Here is a 16,444-nt window from a genome sequence, read left to right as displayed (position 1 = left end):
TGCGCGAACGTGCTAGAGCCTTGCGCATGACGTCTCTCCCCTCCTCAGTCGATGTCGCCATCATCGGCGCCGGCGCCGCCGGGCTTGGCGCCGCCAATGCGCTGAAAAATTCCGGCCTCTCCGTCATCGTGCTGGAAGCGCGTGAGCGCGTCGGCGGCCGCGCGCATACCATCATGGCCTCGCCTGACGTCACCTTCGACGTCGGCTGCGGCTGGCTGCATTCGGCGGATGAGAACTCTTTTGTCAAAATCGCCGAACAGCTCGGTTTCGCGATCAACAGGTCACTGCCGCCATGGCGCGAGCGCGCTCACGGCAAGGCATTTCCGCAAGCCGAGCGCGACGACTTTATGCACGCGCTCAATGCGTTCTACGACCGCGCCGAAGCTGCGGCGGCCGAAGCCGAGAAGAGTGGCCGCGACTGCGCCGCAAGCCTTTATCTGGAGCCTGGCAATCGCTGGAACCCGATGATCGATGCGATCTCGACTTACGTCAACGGCTGCGAGCTCGACCAGGTCTCGATCCTCGACATGGACGCCTATGAAGATACCGACATCAACTGGCGCATCCGCCGCGGCTATGGCGCGCTGATAGCGGCCTATGGCGCCACGTGCCCGCTTGCGCTCAACTGCGCGGTGACGCTGATCGATCATTCCACCAAGCGCGTCCGCATCGAGACGTCGCGCGGCACGCTGACGGCCGACAAGGTGGTCATCACGGTACCGACCAGCCTGATCGCCGACGAAGGAATCCGCTTTCACCCGCCGTTGCCGCAAAAGGTCGATGCCGCGCGCGGCCTGCCGCTTGGCCTCGCCGACAAGGTGACGCTGGCAGTGGATGAGCCCGAGGCGCTGCCCGTAGAGGGCAATCTGCGCGCCGCCACCATGCGCACCGAAATGGGCACCTATCACATCCGACCGTTCGGCCAGCCCTGCATCGAAGGCTTTTTCGGCGGCCGCTTTGCGCAATCGCTCGAAGATGCCGGCCCGGGCGCGCTGGCCGCAGCAAGCATCGACGAGATCGTCTCTATCCTCGGCAACGATTTTCGCCGCAAGCTGAAGCCGCTCGCGGAATCACGCTGGGCGCACGATCCCTTCGCCCGCGGCTCCTATTCACACGCGCTGCCGGGACATGCGGGAGATCGCGAGGTCCTCGCCGCGCCCGTCGATGGTCGGCTGTTCTTTGCAGGCGAAGCTACCTCGCCGGAGTTCTTCTCGACCGCGCATGGGGCAAGGGACAGCGGTGAGCGGGCGGCGGACGAAGTTTTGACCAAGCGCTGAGCCTGACATCCGTCATTGCGAGCCACCCGGTCGGCGCGAAGCGCCGCCGGATGACAGGCTCCGCGAAGCAATCCATTTCGCGGCTTGCCGAGACATGGATTGCTTCGTCGCTTTGCTCCTCGCAATGACGGTTGAGGCGACGTTCTTTCCTACTCCATCACCCTCGCCCGCATCTCCGCGTCCGGCACGAAGCACTCGTCATACTTCCCGAATATCCGATAGCGGTTTTTCGCTACGAGGCCGTACACCGCATCGCGCAGCGGCTTCGGTACGGCAAACAGCGCACGCGTCCATCGCCAGCCCGGCAGCATGCCGAGTACGGTCAAAGCGGCGTCCGATTTGAGATACGCGACGCCTCCATGCACCACCGCGTTGGTATCGGGATCATGAGGGTCGATACCAAACGCCTGTGCCAGCCGTGTGCCATAGGGCGACTGGATCGCGGTGAAACGAAACCTCCGCGCGACGTCGCGTTTCGCGACGAAGCGGACCCAGCGCGAGCAGAAGACGCAGACGCCGTCATAGAGGATCACGTCATCGTCGGGCCATCGGGTCACGGGTTTGGGCTCATCGGTTATCCAATGTCAGCAGCGCCACCAGCATCAGCACGACCGCAGGCCCCGTCTTCACCAGCGCGCCGAGCGGCTCGATCCAGAGGTCCGGCGTCAGGATTGCGGCACCGGCCATATAGCCGAGCGAGGCAATGATACCCGCCACCAGGCCAAATGCCGAGGTGCGGCGGAACGCGATCAGCACGCCGATGGTCATATCCATCAGGCTGGTACCCACCGTGATGGGCGCGACGAGCGCCGGCGGAAAGCCGTGGCCGCGCAGGATTCCTGCCGCCGCGTCATAGGAAATCACCAGCGCAATGAAGCCGGAGACGACCCAGAACAGCACGAGGCTTGCGATCATCAGCGCCTTGATCGGGAATAGCCGGGCGAACCATTTGTCCTGGATGGTCGCTACGCGTTTTCCCGCCATTTGCCCGATCGTCTTCGGTATGATGCCGGTGGCGGCCATCCAGCCCGCGGGGCTGCCGCTGACGCCGCGCCGCAGCTCCGCAATCGCCGTGGTTCGCATCGGCGGCGTCCAGCCGAGCAGGCTCGTGAGGTCGCCGAGCCTGGCGCCGAGATCGAGCAGGAACGCCGGCATCACAATGCGCCACCATTTGCCGGTGCCGAACACCTCGCGAAATTGATCGATCACGTCGCCGAGCGTGACCGGCTGCTCCTGCATCAGGTCCCACGTCACCGCGTTCGCCTCGCCCGGATCGCGCGCGGCCAGCCAGGCAATCGTCGCCGCGATATCCTCCATGGCGACCGGCTGGAATGGCGTCAACCGTTCGGCGGGCGAAAGATCGATCGGAAGTGCTGCGACCGAGCGCAGCATGGCGCTGCCGCCATAGGCAGCCAATGCCACCACGAAACCCGGCCGCAGGATCGTGTACGGGACGCCGGAATCGGCGATCAGCCGTTCGGCCTCGCGCTTGGTGGTGCTGAAAGCGGTGGCGTCGGTCTCGGCGACACCGGGAATCGAGATATGCACCAGCCGGATCGCGAGGCGGCTTTCGCGGATCGCATGCAACAGCCGCGCGACGAATTCGCGATGCACGGCGGCGGTGTCGCTGCCGGGGCCATCCTGCAGCACGCCGACGCAATTGACGACGAGGCCGATGCCGTGATCGCGCAGCAGTCGCGCAAGTGCTGCCGCATCCATCGACATGAGCGGCAGTTCGAGATCGAGCGCGCCGTTCTTTTGCGAAGCGGATAATTTCCGGGCGACGCCGACCACGCGAAACCCCCTCCCGCGCAGATCGTCGGTCACGAAGCGGCCGATCAGGCCGGAGGCGCCGAGCACGAGGATTTTTCGGATGTCGGCGTTCATGCTGCCTAGAACGGTTTGGCGATCATCAGCCAGAGAATAGCCATGACCGAGCCAAACCCGGGAATCCCAAACAGAAACCAGCGGTGGAAAAGTGCGAAGTAGCGCGACGGCAACTCCCGGTTTTGCTCCGCCGCCTTGCGCGCGAGATCGCGCATTTCAATCTGCATGAAGACGACCGGCACCCAGAACAGCCCCGCCACCGCATAGAGCCCGAGCGAGATCATCAGCCAGCGTTCGCTCCACGCGGTGGAAGACAGCCACATCAGCGCGCCACCGCTCACCGGCTGCAGCAGCACCGCCGTCAGCGTGAACAGCATGTCGGCGACCACGACGGTCTCTGCCGTGCGCGCGATGAACGCCACGTCCCGGCTGCGATGGGCCATCAGCATGAAAAATGCGATGCCGGCGCCGGTGCCGAGAATGACGATCGCGCCGAATACATGCAGATACTTGACGAGGAAATACAGCGTCATCGCTTGACGGCCGGGGTGCGGGACCGCGCCCTCAAGGCACGATCGAGTTCAGGTCCGGCAAGATTTACACCGCCTCCAGTTTCGACCAGCCAGTGGCCTTCACTGCCATGGGCCGGCAGCACGCGAAAATCGGCCTTGCCGCCCGCGGCGCGAAACGCATCGGGCCAGTTGACGCGACAACGCGGGCGAAAAGTAGCTGTCATTGGCCGCCACCAGCCAAGTCACCCTCACGCGTGCGGCCTTGCCGAATTCGCCCGCGGCAGCCATCAGCGTGTGCGGCGCGCAGACGCGGCTGGAAGAATCATCGGCATGCCCGCCGCGCCCCGGCGCGAACGCGATGATGGCCGCAACGTTCTTCGGATCTTCACCGGCCAGCGCCAGTGCACCCCAGGCACCGGCCGAATGGCCGATCACGACCATGCCCTCGGCACGGATGAAGGGCTGCTTGCGTATGAAGCCGGTGGCAGCGGCGATCGCATCCGCCACAACGCGGCCAGACTTGGCGTAATCAGCCTCGTCGCAACCGCCCTGATCCTCCAGGTATGTTCCGCCCGTCGCGCCGTGGCCCGGGCGTTCAGGAACCAGCACGGCAAAACCGCGGGCCACGAGCCATCCGGCGAGCGCGCGGTATTCGAGCGGCGGCATCTGCGCCCGCCGCAGCACGTTCTGGGTCGAGGCGTGCGCAATCACGGCAAGCGGAAACGGCCCCTTGCCCGGCGGCCTGAACAGCACCGCATGCGCGGCAGTGACAGGATCGGAAGCAGGCACCATCCATTGTTGCAACCGGTGCGGCTCGCCTTCGGGGCCCTGCGCGCCAAGGCTGGGCTGCGCGATGGCGGCCTTCACACCGAGCGCGGCAACGAGGACCAGCGCAGGAAGCATGTTTAGGGGACGCATGAAATGGCCTGGTGCAGCCGAGGGAAGGGCGTATTGCGAGGTCACCAACAGAATACCGCCGGCGAATCAAATCCTGCGCATTTTTCCGTGAACAGAATTCACCGAGCCGTTTGGTTGGATGATTTTAACAACGATTCCGCCGCCACTGCCTCGGCGAAACACCTGATGAGACAGCCACCTTGTCCTCTTTCGGTACAGAACGACACGAAACTGATGCAGAAAATCCACAGGTTAACCGATAATTAACGATGGACCTTGAAGCCGGCCCGCCGACTTGCTTTGATCAGGATATGAGCACAACCCTGATAGAGGTTCGACCGGCCAAGGCTGCGGATGCAGCCGCGGTGGCGTCTACCCATGATGAAGCCTGGCGCTCGGCCTATCAGGGCATCATTCCCGGCGCCGAGCTCGAAAAACTCATTAACCGTCGCGGCCCGCAATGGTGGGATAGCGCAATCCGCAAAGGCAGCCGCGTCAGCGTGCTAGTGTTCGGCGACAAGGTCGCAGGCTACGCCAATTACGGCCGCAACCGCGCCCGCAGCCTGCATTTCGAAGGCGAGATCTACGAGCTTTACCTGCGGCCGGAATTCCAGGGTCTCGGCTTCGGCCGCCGCCTGTTCACCGCCGCCCGGCGCGATCTGATGCAGAGCGGGCTGAAGAGCATGGTGATCTGGGCGCTGTCGGACAACGATCCGGCGACGGAATTCTACCGCGCGCTCGGCGGTCGCATGGTGGCCCGCTCCTCGGAGAAGTTCGGCGCCAAATCGCTCGATAAAGTCGCTTTCGCCTGGACCAACTGAAGCTATTTCAGGCTTTTCCCTGCTCGGCTGCGGGTCTAAAGGGACCCTGACGCGCGCCTGATTCCCGGCGTGCCCTTTAAACGCCAAGCGGAGCCCCTTATGCGCATTGACGCCATCCCGATCGGAGTAAATCCGCCACACGACGTCAACGTCATCATCGAGGTGCCTGTTGGCGGCGAGCCGATCAAATATGAGATGGACAAGGAAGCCGGCACGCTGGTGGTCGATCGCTTCCTCTATACGGCGATGCGCTATCCCGGCAATTACGGTTTCATCCCGCACACGCTGTCCGGCGACGGCGACCCCTGCGACGTGCTGATTGCCAATACGCGCGCCATCGTGCCGGGCGCCGTGATGAGTGTGCGGCCGGTCGGCGTCTTGCTGATGGAAGACGAGGCCGGCGGCGACGAGAAGATCATCGCCGTGCCATCCTCAAAACTCACCCAGCGCTACGACAAGGTCCGGAACTACAACGACCTGCCCGACATCACGCTGCAGCAGATCCAGCACTTCTTCGAGCACTACAAGGACCTCGAGAAGGGTAAATGGGTGAAGGTATTGCGCTGGTGCGGCGCCGAGGACGCCCACCGCCTGATCCTGGAAGGCATCGAGCGCGCGAAGAAGAAGTAGCGGCCTTCGTGTCCCGGACGCGGTGCAGCCTAGGCGATGCGAAGCATCGTCCGGTAACGCTGCGCCGCAGAGCCGGGACCCATTGCGCCTATGCGCCGCCTCATCGGGAACGCGGCGCGGCCATTTCCGCCGTCATTGCGAGCCACCCGGTCGGCGCGAAGCGCCGCCGGATGACAGGCTCCGCGAAGCAATCCATAGCTCCGCAAGCGGAGGAATGGATTGCTTCGTCGCTTGCGCTCCTCGCAATGACGAGGAGAGAGCGTCGCGTCACACCGCCGGCTTCGGCAGCCCGTGAATCGCACAGGCCGCACGTAGCGTATTCACCAGCAGGCACGCCACCGTCATCTGGCCGACGCCGCCCGGCACCGGCGTAATCGCGCCGGCGACTTCGGCGACTTCCTTGAAGGCGACATCGCCGACCAGCCGCGTCTTGCCGTCGGCTAAAGGCAGGCGGTTGATGCCGACGTCGATCACGGTGGCGCCCGGCTTGATCCAGTCGGCGCGCACCATCTCGGGCTTGCCGACCGCGGCATAGACCAGATCGGCGCGGGCGCAGAGTTGCGCCAGATCCTTTGAGCGCGAATGCGCGACCGTCACGGTCGCATTTTCATTCAGCAGCAATTGCAGCAGCGGGCGGCCAACCAGGTTGGAGCGGCCGATGACGATCGCGTTCATGCCTTCCAGCGAGGCATGCACGCTCTTGGTCAGGATGATACAACCGAGCGGCGTACACGGCGACAACGCGGCAAAGCCGCCGGCCAGCCGGCCAGCATTGTTGGGATGCAGCCCGTCGACATCCTTGGCGGGGTCGATCGCGTTGATGATGGTTTCGGTGTGAAGCGATTTCGGCAGCGGCAATTGCACGAGAATACCGTGCACGGCGGGATCGTGGTTGAGCTTTGCGATCAGCGCCAGGAGATCGGCTTGCGCGACGTCGGCGGGCAGCTTGTGCTCGAACGAGGCCATGCCGGCGGCCTGGGTCTGGGTGTGCTTGCTGCGAACATAGACCTCGCTGGCGGGGTCGTTGCCGACCAGCACCACCGCAAGGCCCGGTGTGACCTGATGCTCGCCTTTGACCCGCGCGACCTCTTCCGCGACACGGGCGCGAAGCTCCGCCGCAATGACCTTTCCGTCGACAATGCGTGCCGTCATCTCAATCCTTTGTCTTCGTCTTGACGCATGATCTTTTCGAAAAACCGGTTCTCACTTTGCGCTTCCGCGGCCCTCCGGGTCCGGATCATGCTTTGGCGGCGGCTACCTTTCGCAGCGTTTCGCCGAGAATTTTGGGATCGCCATCAACGGCGACCTGCTTGATGCGCGAGGTCATACCCGACAGGATCTTCACCCTCGCCTTCGGGACGCCGAGCACCTTGGCCAGCAGTTCCGTGACCGCACGGTTGGCCTCGCCGCCGTCGGCGATGGCGCGGACGCGAACCTTCACCACCGAGCGGCCGTTGGCGAGCGTTTCAATGCCATCGATATCGTCGCGGCCGCCGCGCGGCGTCACCCGCAGCGCGACACTGATGCCGTCGGTGGAGTAGCGCCAGGGATCCATCAGGCCTTCAGCTATCAGTGCTCGCGGTCAGATGACGTTGGGATAGATGTAGTAGAGGATTACCCGCTGGACGAGCATGATGATCAGGATCAGGATGATCGGCGAGATGTCGAGCCCACCCAGGTTGGGCATGAACCGGCGGATCGGTGCCAGCGCCGGCTCGGTAATTCGGTACAGGAATTCAGCCACCGCCGCGACGAACCCGTTGCGCGTGTTCACGACATTGAAGGCGATCAGCCAGGACAGGATGGCCGCGGCGATCAAAAGCCAGACGTATAGGTCAAGGACAATGATGACGATGTCGAGGATAGCGCGCATGGGAGGGGGAGCTCGCGAGGAGGGACAAACAGCTAGATATCGGTTCATCCTCTCGCAAACAAGGGAAGTTCCCGGCAAAATCACGCCAAAATCGGTACTTTCACCGTTCTTGACTTGGCCTAGGGCCGGACTGTAAATGGCGCCGATTGTCGGCTGCTTCGGACGATGTCGAGGCGGTCGCGACGGGGCCATAGCTCAGCTGGGAGAGCGCGTCGTTCGCAATGACGAGGTCGGCGGTTCGATCCCGCCTGGCTCCACCAGCCTTCGCTCGCTTCGCGAGCTTCGGCTGGGCAAGCCACACCGTGCCCTATCGTAGCGAAGCAAGCGAAGGCTGCCACGCCATAGCCCGCAGGGCGAAGGCGGGCCGACAGACCCGACCCCGATCCCCCTTCACTTCCCCGTAAACCGCGGCGGCCGCTTCTCGACAAAACTCGCCACCCCCTCCCGGAAATCGCTCCCCTTCAGCGCGATCTGCATTTCGCGGTTGGCATCGATGGTGGCTTCGGCGAGCGTCTGGAACGGCACGTCATAGAGCTGGCGCTTGATTACCGAAATCGCGCTGGGCGAGACGAAATCGGCGAGATCGAGCGCATAGGCATACGTCTGCTCGCGCAACTGGTCCGGCGGATAGATCCGGTTGACCAGCCCGATGCGCAAGGCTTCCTCGCTGGAAACCCGCCGCGCCGACATCAGCAAATCCAGCGCATTGGCGTGGCCGACGATGCGCGGCAGCATCCAGCTAATGCCGTGCTCGGCGATCAGCCCGCGGCGCGCAAACGAGGTGGTGAAGACGGTATTGTCGGCCGCAAAGCGCAGATCGCAATAGAGCGCGTGGACCAGGCCGATGCCGGCGGTAGCGCCGTTGAGCATGCCGATCACGGGCTTTGGGATGGCAGGATAATAGGCGTAGCGCGTCTGCCAGTCCGCCCGGCGGTTCATGTCGAAGGGCGGGATGTTCTCGCCGCGCCTGATCTCGCTGGGGTCGATGGCCTGCAACGCCTCCATGTCCGCACCTGCGCAGAAGGCGCGGCCGGCGCCGGTGAGCACGATGACGCGGACATCGTCATCGGCGCTGGCGGCCTCCATTGCATGGCGCACGTCGCGCTCCATGGTCGCGGTCCATGCGTTCATGCGGTCGGGGCGGTTGAGCGTGATGGTCGCGATCTTGTCGCTCACCTCGTAGAGAATATGCTGATAGATCACCGCGGGTCTCCCTGTCATTCTTGTCATTGCCGTGCGGGCTCAGGAGCGCGATCCTATCACATCAGCAGTTCTTGAAAGACGTGCGGTGGCGCGGATGAAATTCCGCGTGGCGGCTATTCGGCCGCTTCCAGCAGAGCCGCGTGCGGCGCGCGCACGATCCAGCCTGCAATGAAATTCTTCAGCCACGCCCGCTCGACGACGTCGTGCACGGCGCGGCCTTCGAAATGAAGGTGACGCGGCTGCGCGCCCGGCGAATCCATCCGCACGCATCCGCGCGTGGTCCAGCGATGCATCATGGCGTAGGTGACGTCGGGATGAAACTGGAAGCCGAACGCGTGGCCGTGCCGAAACGCCTGCACCGGAAAGTCATCGCCTTCGGCAAGCAGTTCGGCGCCATCAGGCAGTTGAAACCCTTCGCCGTGCCAGTGGTAGACGAGCTCCGGCCAGTCCGAACAGAGCGCGTGACCGGCAGCGGTTGGGCGGATCGGATAGTAACCGACCTCGACCCTGCCTTCATGATGCGGCGCGACCGGCGCGCCCAATTGTTTGGCAAGCATCTGGGCCCCCAGGCAGATGCCGAGAAACGGCCGCCGCTCGCGCAAGGGAATTTCGATCCAGTCAATCTCGCGGCGGACATACTCGTCGGAGTCGTTGGCGCTCATCGGGCCGCCGAAGATGACCGCGCCGGCATGCTGGGCCAGTGTTTCAGGCAACGGGTCGCCGAACCGCGGACGCCTGATATCGAGGGGATAGCCGAGCGCGCGCAGCGCGTTGCCGACCCGGCCGGGCGTCGAGCTTTCCTGGTGGAGAACGATCAGAACCGGTGACAGGGATGCGGCGTCAGGCGCGGCCAGCGCCCCTCTGCCCGGAAAGGGCACGATGTTGTCGCCATTTTTGCTCGACCGGAACGACATCGACGTTGCTCAGGTGCCTCGAATCGAAACCATACCTAAGTGAGTGTTAATTTCGGGTGAGTTCACGCACACATACAAAAATGTAAGCAAACCGCGGGCCAGATGCGGTCAGCGCGCTGGCCCGCGGTGCGAACAGGCAAGAACACCGGAAAAACTCGGGGTTTCTTCAGCGCTGGCGGAGCTGGAAGCGGCCGATCGCTCCGAGGACAAAGGAGCGCGGAACCAGCCGGAGCAGGAACGGCACAATCTTGATGCCGAGGCCCGGCAACACTGCCCGTTTGTTCGCCATCAATCCGCTGTAGGCCTGCTGCGCGACATCGGCCGACGACATATTGAGGATCGACGAATCATAGCCGGGTCTAAATCCGGCGCGCGCCTGAAATTCCGAAGGCACGGGTCCCGGACACAACACCGTCACGCGCACGCCATGTGGCGCCAGTTCTGCGCGCATCGCTTCGGTGAACGACAGCACATAGGCCTTGGACGCGTAATAGACCGCCATTCCCGGCCCCGGCAGAAAGCCCGCGATCGAGCCGACGTTGAGAAGGCCGCCGCGATTTCGAATCAGGTGATCGGAAAACCGCAGTGACAGGTCGGTCAGCGCGCGGATATTGACAGCGATTATCTCAAGCTGGTTGGAGCGATCACGCTGGATTGCTCTGCCAAACACGCCAAATCCGGCGTTGTTGACGAGGTATTCAACCTCCATGCCGGAGGCGGTCAAGGCCTCGGCAATCCTGTCGCCGCAGTCGGGTTGCGCTAGGTCGCAGGGAATGACGATCGGCGCCGCGCCGCCGGCCGCCTTGATTTCCGCCGCCAACGCTTCCAGGCGATCCGCGCGCCGCGCCACCAGCGCCACGCGATGACCCTTCGATGCAAAAACGCGCGCCAGCTCGGTGCCTATGCCCGCCGATGCACCAGTAATCAGCGTCACACGCTCGGTCACGGTTGAATGCTCTTAAAAATCAAATCAGGGTTATGCCGCCAGCACGGGAACGAGAGCATAGGCGCGCGGTGTGGCGCAAGCCATCCCCCAAACATGGCGCCATGCCGGCCTGTGTGCTCCCACATGCTGAAGTCCCTATGTTTTCAGGCTTATCGCGCACTGTCGCAGCCGGTTGCGGCGCACATCAAAGTTTCGTCATCTGCAATGATGCGTGGCTGCGCCGCGCATTGTCACATTGCTGCGTCTTCGGCCTTCGGCGCACCTGCAGACGAGACCGGCTGCCGCTCAGCCACCCGATGCTTGAGATCGATCCGGTCGCGCGAGGAAATGCCGAGCAGGTCAGCCGCGCGCCAGACGACGTTATCCTCGAACTCGCTGACCTGGCCGTCCGCGTATACCAGTTCCCACATCATCTCGATGATGCGAAGCCGGCCCTCTTCGTTCACCGAACGCATGATGACGCTGGTGAAACGATAGAGATCGACCGCATCGCCTTCCGCCCGCGTCGCCGACGCGATCAAATGATCCGCCGTCCCGGGATCGAGCTTGAAGCGGCTTTCGATCAAACTGTGCAATTTGCGCTTCTCGATCACGCTCGGCTCGCCGTCGAGCGAGACGACATGGACCAGTAGTGCAGTCGCCGCGAGAAGATACCCGGTATCGTCGAACGCGAAATCCTGATCCGCGTTGGGGGCGACGATGTCGGCAATGAATTGGCGCAGTCCGTCGAGCATCAATCTACCTGCAAAGTCTTGTAAAGCCTGTCGGTCGAATATGGGTTTAAAATCTGGCCTCCGCAATCAACGCCTGGCTGCGCGGGCAGATTAAATCGGCGTCACCTTTGAAGTAACCAAAACATCTGCATCGAGAATTTGGTTGTACCTGCAGGCAGTCACAGAGCCGTCGCTTATCGGTGAGTCAAAGCGCGCCGGCTGAGGTTCAAGAGCGCCACCGCCGAGTGCGTCGAAAGACAGGACATGTCCGCCAAGATCTGACCCGCGCGATTTGCCGCAGCCAGCAAGGTGTCATCCAATTGCAAATCATTCGCATTTGCATTAGAAAACGAACTCGTTGTTTCAATGAGTGATTTCTTGGGGGAACGCGCATGACCAACTTCCGCTTTGCGCTCGGCGCCGCCGTTGTGCTCGGAGTCGCCTCGGGCGCCGCGCTTGCGGCAGGTGACCTGTCGCGACAGACGCCGATCGAGGTGACGGTCGATCTCGGCTCGCCCGGCAAACACGAATTCGCGCCGAAGCAACTCAAGTTCGAAACCGGCAAGCTCTACAAGCTGATCCTACGCAATTCGAGCAACGATCCGCACTACTTCACCTCGCACGCGTTCTCGCAGATGGTGTTCACGCGCAAGGCGCAGGTGACGCAGCAGCAGAACGGCAAGACCGTTACGCTCGCCGAATTCAAGGGCGCGATTCGCGAGATCGAGGTCTATCCGGGACAATCCGCCGAATGGTGGCTGGTGCCAATCGCCGCCGGCCGTGCCAGCGACTTGCGCTGCGACATCAAGACCAGCGACGGCAAGACCCACGCCGAACTCGGCATGACCGGTGAGATCGTGATCGAGTAGTATCGTTTAAGGTATCTCGTACACCATCACCTTGTCGGCGATGCCGCGCAGTGCCGCTTCCTTCTGGATCGGCCTGATCGCCTGTTTCGCCAGAATGGTGGCAACGCCCGGCGATTCGATCACAGGTCCTGTGATGTGGATCTCCTGCGAGGTCGACAGGTGCTGCACCCTTGAAGCGATGTTGACGGTCTGACCGAAATAGTCCTGTCGCTCGTTCAGCATGACCGCCAGGCACGGACCTTCGTGGATGCCGATCTTGATAATCAGGTCCTCCCGGCCGCGCTCGGCATTCAGCGTCGCCATTGCCGCCCGCATGCGCAGGCCCGCGACGATCGCATGTTCCGGCCTGATGAAGGTCGCCATCACGGCATCGCCGATCGTCTTCACGACCGCGCCCTTCTCCGATGCGATGATTTCGAGCAGCGCGTGGAAATGCGCCCGCACCAGGTCGAAGGCGGCGAGATCGCCGACCCGCTCATAGAGCGCGGTGGAGCCCTTGAGGTCCGTAAACAGGAAGGTCAGCGAGGTGATCTTGAGGCGCTGATCGACGTTGAGGTTATCCGCCTTGAAGACGTCGCGAAAAGTCTGGTTGGACAGCATCCGCTTGGCGGTCAGGATCGGCTTGCGTTTGCCGAGCAGCTCATGGAGCGTGTCGTTGGCGATCCAGACCGCGGGCAGCACCCGGTGGTCCGTCTGGTTTTCCAGCGACAGCCGTAGCGGTCCCGGCCGCATCACCGTCGAGCCCGTAGGCGGGTGCAGCTTGTTGAAGACGATCGAAAACTGTTGCCGCTCGCGGGTCGGTTCGCCCTGGACATCGAAGAAATGCGCCGAATGCGTCACCGGCTCGAACACGATCACGAACTGGTTGGGCAATTGCAGCGACAGCACTGCCTTTTCGCCCGCCGGCAACTCGATGGCTTCGAGCGAGACTTCATCGATGAGCCGCTTGATCGATTCCTCGCTCAGGTCCATCCCCGAGCTCCAGAACATCTGGCGGTTATATTCCCAGATCGGCAGCGTGTTGGGATCGTGTGCCGCAATGCGCCTGACGCGCGGGCTGACCGTGAAGGCGACCTCGACGCGGTCGTCGACCGACGCCTCGTAACCTTGGGCGCATAGCGCGCAATTGTAATCGTCGTGGCGCAGCGATTTCAGGGTGTTGTGCGCGCCGAGCACGCCACCGCAGCCGGGGCACAGCACATTCCAGGTGAGATCGAACAGCCCGAGCCGCGCCGAATGCAGGAAGGCCGAGATGACCTTTTCCTCGTCGAGCCCGTAGCGCGCGGAGAAATCCAACAGGTTGATTCGGTTGAGGTCGCGGTCCTCGCCCTTGGCGATCAGTTGCGAGATGGCGTCGACCACCGCGGGGTCGGCGGTCTGCTTCAAGACTGCGAACTGGGCCTGAGTATCGCTCATGGTGACAACCTAGATGACGCTCCCAAGACGACTGCGCAAGGTGTGCTCCCTTGTCTGACGCATTTTCTTCGCGTGGTCCGGCAATCGGCCGATCAAAAAAAGACTACCGAGGCGTGATGGCAAACATCGGCGAACGGTCGGGCTGCGTCGTCACCACGCCGATCGGCATCACCGGATCCTTGTCGACCAGCGTGACGCGAAACGCGCCGATCATCTTCGCCAGCGCCAGCGTCGCCTCGACCAGCGCGAAATGCGCGCCGATGCAAACGCGGGCGCCGACGCCGAACGGCAGATAGGCGAAGCGGTCGGGCGGCGTTCCCGTCATGAAGCGGGACGGGATAAACGCGCTCGGATCCCGCCACAGCTTTTCGTGCCGATGAAGCAGCCACGGCGCGATCAGGATGACGTCCTTCTTCTTGACCGGCAGACCCGCGATAGTATCCGGCCCGATCGCCGCGCGGGCGATCAGGAACGCCGGTGGATAGAGCCGCATCGTTTCGTCGATCACCGCGCGGGTGAATTTCAGCCGCTCGATATCGGACGCGCCGTTGACGGCCGCGGTCTGTACTTCGCTCGCCACCTGCTCCTGCGTGGCAGGATCGAGCGCCAGGAGATAGAGCGCCCAGAACAGTGCGGTCGCCGTCGTCTCATGGCCGGCGAGAATCATGGTCGCGACCTGATCGCCGAGTTGTTCGTCGGAGAAGGCTTCGCCGGTTTCCGGATCGCGCGCATCGCCCATCAGGTCAAACAGATCGCGCGCCGGCGCGCCCTCCTGCTTGCCGGCAGCGCGGCGCTCGGCCATCAGCATGCCGATGAATGCAGTCCAGCGCTTGCGGAAGCGGCCGCGCGCAATGTCCTGCGGGCTTGGCCAGTTCAGCGGCAACAGCAAATCCAGAAAATGCGGGCGCGCCAGCCGCTCGCCATATTCCATCACGAAATCGCGCAAGGCGGCGCCATGGCGATCCATCCCGAACGAGAACATGGTGCGGCCGGCGATCTCGAGCGCCATCCGCTGCATCGCCTCGCGCAGGTCAACGTGTCCATTGCTGGTGCCTCTCAGCTTGGCGACTGTCTGGTCGGTCGCCGCCAGCATGTGCGGAATGAGCGGCATCACCGCGCGCGGCGTGAATGCCGGCGCCAACGTGCGGCGCTGATGCTTCCACGCGCGCCCTTCCGCGATCAAAAGGCCCTCGCCGAGAATTGGACGCAGCACCCGGATGCCGGCAGGCGTGCGCGTATAATTTTCGTAATTGTCGACCAGCACATGCTTGATCGCATCCGGCGCGTTGAGAATGAACGTGCTGCGTCCGAAGAAGCGGCCCTGGACGATATCTTCCTCATAGGCCCGCTGGCCCCAGCTACCGATCGGGCTTTCGCGGATGGCCTTCATCCGCCCGAACACTGTCATGTCGTCGGGCGCCCGCGGCGGGCTCGGCGGCACCAGCGGTGCGCGCGCGACCGTCGTGTCGTAGGCTTCGGCTATGCTCATCGGCGCCACTCTCGTAGCCCGGACAGTCGCGCGAATGCGCGCCCCGTTGGCTCATGCGGGCTACGGCTCCAACTATGCATTCGATCCGGGCGCCACAAAGGCGCTCCTGTCAGGAAACAGCTAATAAGTCAGTTCGGCAACCGCAATCCGGTTCTCGGAGGCCGGCCAGGCCCGCGCCACGATCCGCTCCTGGTTGAATAATGCCACCACGGGGCGGTTGACCTCCGCGTTGCTTGACAGCCTGGCCGAGCTCGCGGCGCTGGTCTTCGGTCGAGGAACGGTTCGGTTGTTCGAGCTTGTCATCGGAGCGTGATGGCCAGCAGGTTGTGTCGAAGGTCGGACTTAGTTCGCTGAGCCCGGACTGCTTGCAATATCATTGCATCGCCCCAGAGGCGTTCAGTCCGCAATTAACGCGCTCAGTCACTTGTCAATAGGTAAGTCTGCGCCCGATTCAATCAGCCACCCACGTCGGCGGCTGAATTGAATTGCGGAAGCGGATCATGTCGCCACGACAAGCGGCTATTTCGCCGCTACGGTTGTGGGTTTTCCCTCCTCGCCGGCGAAGACTACCAGGACCTTAGCCGGAACATTGCCCTTATTGAAAAGCTGGTGCGGGTGATTGAGAGCCTCGATGTACGCTTCGCCGGCTTTGTATTGATGCGGCTGTCCGCCGTGACTCTGCAACTCTACCTCGCCCTCTAGGACGTACACGTAGGTCGGTACCGGGTGCTCATGCAATGGCGTGCGGCCGCCTGGCTCGATGATCCCAATAACGGAGATGATCTCTGGCTTGTCTGTCTTCGGATAGGCAATCGGCTGCTTGTCTCGAGTTTGACCCGTTTTCAGCAGCGGCTGGGTCTTGAACCCGGCCGGCAGCGCACTGTCCTGGGCACGTACTGTCGCGGCTGCCGCCACGAGCCAGATTGCGGCCAGCGTGCCAGCAGTTGAAACAAAACGCGTGGGCGTCATGGAATGTCCTCCTGGTTGCGAATGCGGCCCCCACGAGAGCAGACAGGATCATGCGCCAGGCTCGCAACGCCCGCAGCGGATAGCTGTT

17 protein-coding genes, 1 tRNA gene and 1 pseudogene are annotated in these 16,444 nt (G+C 63.1%); 5 read left to right on the top strand and 14 right to left on the bottom strand.

Translation table 11 applies throughout. The annotated features are described in order from the left end of the window. The first annotated feature begins 26 nt into the window (after positions 1 to 26). Complete coding sequence (locus tag V1278_RS03725; protein WP_334365671.1) at positions 27 to 1,277, top strand: flavin monoamine oxidase family protein; 1,251 nt, start codon at positions 27 to 29, stop codon at positions 1,275 to 1,277. A 149-nt stretch (positions 1,278 to 1,426) separates the two neighbouring features. On the opposite strand, the gene V1278_RS03720 is transcribed toward V1278_RS03725, so the two are convergent. The 4 genes and pseudogenes from V1278_RS03720 to V1278_RS03705 all read right to left on the bottom strand — a co-directional run bounded on the left by V1278_RS03720 (position 1,427) and on the right by V1278_RS03705 (position 4,534). Beyond that, positions 1,427 to 1,834, bottom strand: a complete 408-nt coding sequence (locus tag V1278_RS03720) for a thiol-disulfide oxidoreductase DCC family protein (RefSeq protein ID WP_334379737.1) — start codon at positions 1,832 to 1,834, stop codon at positions 1,427 to 1,429. Positions 1,835 to 1,844: 10 nt separating this feature from the next. After that, positions 1,845 to 3,164, bottom strand: a complete 1,320-nt coding sequence (locus V1278_RS03715) for an SDR family oxidoreductase (RefSeq protein ID WP_334379736.1) — start codon at positions 3,162 to 3,164, stop codon at positions 1,845 to 1,847. A 5-nt stretch (positions 3,165 to 3,169) separates the two neighbouring features. After that, positions 3,170 to 3,637, bottom strand: a complete 468-nt coding sequence (locus V1278_RS03710) for a DUF2269 family protein (protein ID WP_334379735.1) — start codon at positions 3,635 to 3,637, stop codon at positions 3,170 to 3,172. Then, positions 3,634 to 4,534 (bottom strand): annotated as a pseudogene (locus V1278_RS03705) (alpha/beta hydrolase family protein). Before V1278_RS03705 ends, V1278_RS03710 begins: the two are co-directional and overlap by 4 nt. 290 nt (positions 4,535 to 4,824) lie before the next feature. On the opposite strand from V1278_RS03705, the gene V1278_RS03700 reads away from it, so the two are divergent. Together V1278_RS03700 and ppa are read left to right on the top strand one after the other, a co-directional pair. Then, the gene (locus tag V1278_RS03700) at positions 4,825 to 5,334 is read left to right on the top strand and encodes a GNAT family N-acetyltransferase (RefSeq protein ID WP_057842744.1); all 510 of its coding nucleotides are present in this window, start codon (positions 4,825 to 4,827) and stop codon (positions 5,332 to 5,334) included. 99 nt (positions 5,335 to 5,433) lie between these two features. Further along, the gene (gene ppa / locus V1278_RS03695; protein ID WP_028348406.1) at positions 5,434 to 5,964 is read left to right on the top strand and encodes an inorganic diphosphatase; all 531 of its coding nucleotides are present in this window, start codon (positions 5,434 to 5,436) and stop codon (positions 5,962 to 5,964) included. A gap of 267 nt (positions 5,965 to 6,231) precedes the next feature. Here the strand turns inward: ppa and folD are convergent, their stop codons facing one another. The 3 genes from folD to V1278_RS03680 all read right to left on the bottom strand — a co-directional run bounded on the left by folD (position 6,232) and on the right by V1278_RS03680 (position 7,837). Further along, entirely contained in the window at positions 6,232 to 7,116 is an 885-nt protein-coding gene (gene folD / locus V1278_RS03690; RefSeq protein WP_334379734.1) for a bifunctional methylenetetrahydrofolate dehydrogenase/methenyltetrahydrofolate cyclohydrolase FolD, read from the bottom strand. A gap of 85 nt (positions 7,117 to 7,201) precedes the next feature. Continuing rightward, positions 7,202 to 7,519 (bottom strand): DUF167 domain-containing protein, encoded by a 318-nt coding sequence (locus V1278_RS03685; RefSeq protein ID WP_028348404.1) that lies wholly within the window; start codon positions 7,517 to 7,519, stop codon positions 7,202 to 7,204. Positions 7,520 to 7,546: 27 nt separating this feature from the next. Next, a complete protein-coding gene (locus V1278_RS03680; protein ID WP_334365679.1) occupies positions 7,547 to 7,837 on the bottom strand; it encodes a YggT family protein in 291 nt (96 codons plus the stop codon). A 184-nt stretch (positions 7,838 to 8,021) separates the two neighbouring features. Between V1278_RS03680 and V1278_RS03675 the strand changes: the two genes are divergently transcribed. Continuing rightward, positions 8,022 to 8,097: transfer RNA gene (locus V1278_RS03675), tRNA-Ala, on the top strand. Positions 8,098 to 8,227: 130 nt separating this feature from the next. Here V1278_RS03675 and V1278_RS03670 read toward each other — a convergent pair. The 4 genes from V1278_RS03670 to V1278_RS03655 all read right to left on the bottom strand — a co-directional run bounded on the left by V1278_RS03670 (position 8,228) and on the right by V1278_RS03655 (position 11,634). Then, positions 8,228 to 9,040 carry an enoyl-CoA hydratase gene (locus tag V1278_RS03670; protein ID WP_334379733.1) on the bottom strand — a complete coding sequence of 271 codons (813 nt, stop codon included), beginning with the start codon at positions 9,038 to 9,040 and terminating at the stop codon, positions 8,228 to 8,230. Between the two features lie 113 nt (positions 9,041 to 9,153). Next, on the bottom strand, positions 9,154 to 9,954 hold the full coding sequence (locus V1278_RS03665; protein ID WP_334379732.1) for a glutamine amidotransferase: 801 nt from the start codon (positions 9,952 to 9,954) through the stop codon (positions 9,154 to 9,156). A 166-nt stretch (positions 9,955 to 10,120) separates the two neighbouring features. Then, positions 10,121 to 10,900 carry an SDR family NAD(P)-dependent oxidoreductase gene (locus V1278_RS03660; RefSeq protein ID WP_334379731.1) on the bottom strand — a complete coding sequence of 260 codons (780 nt, stop codon included), beginning with the start codon at positions 10,898 to 10,900 and terminating at the stop codon, positions 10,121 to 10,123. Between the two features lie 230 nt (positions 10,901 to 11,130). Continuing rightward, positions 11,131 to 11,634, bottom strand: coding sequence for a tellurite resistance TerB family protein (locus V1278_RS03655; protein WP_334379730.1), 504 nt, complete (start codon positions 11,632 to 11,634; stop codon positions 11,131 to 11,133). 371 nt (positions 11,635 to 12,005) lie between these two features. Here V1278_RS03655 and V1278_RS03650 point away from each other — a divergent pair, with 371 nt between their 5' ends. Then, positions 12,006 to 12,482 carry a hypothetical protein gene (locus tag V1278_RS03650; RefSeq protein WP_334379729.1) on the top strand — a complete coding sequence of 159 codons (477 nt, stop codon included), beginning with the start codon at positions 12,006 to 12,008 and terminating at the stop codon, positions 12,480 to 12,482. A 6-nt stretch (positions 12,483 to 12,488) separates the two neighbouring features. Here V1278_RS03650 and V1278_RS03645 read toward each other — a convergent pair whose 3' ends face one another. The 3 genes from V1278_RS03645 to V1278_RS03630 form a co-directional block, all read right to left on the bottom strand. Further along, positions 12,489 to 13,898, bottom strand: coding sequence for an adenylate/guanylate cyclase domain-containing protein (locus V1278_RS03645; RefSeq protein WP_334379728.1), 1,410 nt, complete (start codon positions 13,896 to 13,898; stop codon positions 12,489 to 12,491). A 103-nt stretch (positions 13,899 to 14,001) separates the two neighbouring features. Continuing rightward, the gene (locus tag V1278_RS03640; RefSeq protein WP_334379727.1) at positions 14,002 to 15,387 is read right to left on the bottom strand and encodes a cytochrome P450; all 1,386 of its coding nucleotides are present in this window, start codon (positions 15,385 to 15,387) and stop codon (positions 14,002 to 14,004) included. Between the two features lie 519 nt (positions 15,388 to 15,906). Beyond that, a complete protein-coding gene (locus tag V1278_RS03630) occupies positions 15,907 to 16,356 on the bottom strand; it encodes a cupin domain-containing protein (protein ID WP_334379726.1) in 450 nt (149 codons plus the stop codon). Positions 16,357 to 16,444 lie beyond the last annotated feature (88 nt).

Origin of the sequence: Bradyrhizobium sp. AZCC 1577 (assembly GCF_036924575.1) — a bacterium.
In the GTDB taxonomy this organism is placed as follows: Bacteria; Pseudomonadota; Alphaproteobacteria; order Rhizobiales; family Xanthobacteraceae; genus Bradyrhizobium.
This window is presented reverse-complemented; position numbering and strand designations above follow the sequence as displayed.